Annotated in this window: 2 protein-coding genes; both read right to left on the reverse strand. The window is 39.0% G+C overall.

The features are described from left to right. Window positions 1–31 precede the first annotated feature (31 nt). Window positions 32–427, reverse strand: coding sequence for a hypothetical protein (locus AYJ08_RS07370; protein ID WP_064017182.1), 396 nt, complete (start codon window positions 425–427; stop codon window positions 32–34). 41 nt (window positions 428–468) lie between these two features. Next, window positions 469–663 carry a helix-turn-helix transcriptional regulator gene (locus tag AYJ08_RS07375; protein ID WP_064017183.1) on the reverse strand — a complete coding sequence of 65 codons (195 nt, stop codon included), beginning with the start codon at window positions 661–663 and terminating at the stop codon, window positions 469–471. Between the last annotated feature and the right edge of the window lie 288 nt (window positions 664–951).

Raw genomic sequence — 951 nt, forward strand, 5'->3', positions numbered from 1 at the left:
CTTTTCATGATAAATCCACGCTACAGGATCGTTAGCGAAATCGTCTAGAGACGATAAATTCAACTGCCGGTAAAATAACGGTTGATGCACAAAGCACCAGGAACAAAGACATATTTTTTATAGGCTGATGAGAATGGAACGGAGCTTCCTCGCACAGGAAAACAATAAGAATTACGATCATCAGAGCAAAATAACTAATCTTGGCACTTTTACATGTGATTAACTGACCTAGCTCATCCCGTTGCTCTTCTGCTGAATTCCATGAAATTGTATTGAGAAAAAACATCAAAATAATGGGGATACTAATCAGGTCACTGAATCCTAACTGCTGACCCTGCACATATTTAAAAAGGTTATAGCCTACGATAGCAAGCACTGCGATCCCCGAAATAATTCCCCCAATAAGTCTTTTATTTCCAATTGGCATCTGACGCACTCCTCATCCTTCATTGCTAGTCTTATGACTTTTCATTTTTTAAACATAAAAATGGTATCAACAGTCCCGCCCAATACATAAGAAAGCTGGAAAGCAAGAACCAGACTGGGATCGTATTTGTTATTTTCAATTGCATTTATCGTCTGCCTTGACACACCGCATGCTTTGGCTAAATCATCCTGGGACAGCCCAAGCGCTTTCCGATATTCCTTTATTTTATTCTCCATGAAATCCCCTCTCAAAAATGTAAAACACATTTGACATCATCTTACTAGGAAAGGATCACAAATGTCAAATATATTTTACAAAACACTTTAACCCTGCCTGCTCCCTCTCAATCATAGGATGAATCCAGGTTGACTACACAAAAAAATGCCTGAGAGCGAACATTCCTTCGCTTCAGACAGCATTATCAGCCCTTCAGTACGTACCTAAACATAGGGGCCGTTCTATTCCGATATTTTTTTCTATGCTAGATAAAATGCTCTACTTTGGATAAATCTCCAGTCAAGACA

It is taken from the genome of Brevibacillus sp. SKDU10 (assembly GCF_001645205.1).
GTDB classification, from domain to species: Bacteria; Bacillota; Bacilli; order Brevibacillales; family Brevibacillaceae; genus Brevibacillus_B; species Brevibacillus_B halotolerans.

What these genes read in the sequence shown, in the direction of transcription:
- AYJ08_RS07370 (WP_064017182.1), bottom strand. Translation starts at nt 427, where the DNA reads ATGCCAATTGGAAATAAAAGACTTATTGGGGGAATTATTTCGGGGATC.
- AYJ08_RS07375 (WP_064017183.1), bottom strand. Translation starts at nt 663, where the DNA reads ATGGAGAATAAAATAAAGGAATATCGGAAAGCGCTTGGGCTGTCCCAG.